This window comes from Lederbergia sp. B243.17, assembly GCF_057657925.1.
The window spans coordinates 1-403 of sequence record NZ_JBWBKF010000044.1; the positions used below are offsets into that span (position 1 = coordinate 1).

Sequence of the window (403 nt, forward strand, 5' to 3'; positions counted from 1 at the left end):
TGAACATTGTACCCTGCTTTCAAATGGCCATTTCCCATGTAGTCATCTTTCATCCGCATAAACGTCGCATCAGGATCCGTTTTTGAATAACTATTGCGCATGCCAAGGATTTCGAAATCCCGTTGGTATTTCTGTTTGCGAACCCTATAATCCATCAGTTGTTTCCGGGCCTGTTTTGGGAACTTGCGTTCACCTCTTAACGCTTTTCTCTCTTTGATGTCCAAAGAAGCTTCGATTCTCTCATCGTAATCTGTGATGACAGCGTCTACTTTTTGAATCATTTGTCCGAGTTCTTCAACGGTTAAGGATTCTTCATTTTCACGTTCAATTGCGGGCAGGATCTCTTTTTCAAGCAGTTCCGTGTAGAGTTGATTGGATTTTTCAATGAGTCCTTGATGGTATT

The 403-nt window shown here is 41.7% G+C and carries 1 pseudogene; it reads right to left on the reverse strand.

The features are described 5' to 3' along the window. Positions 1-403, reverse strand: a pseudogene (locus AC0TWI_RS08850) (IS5/IS1182 family transposase); the annotation flags it as partial.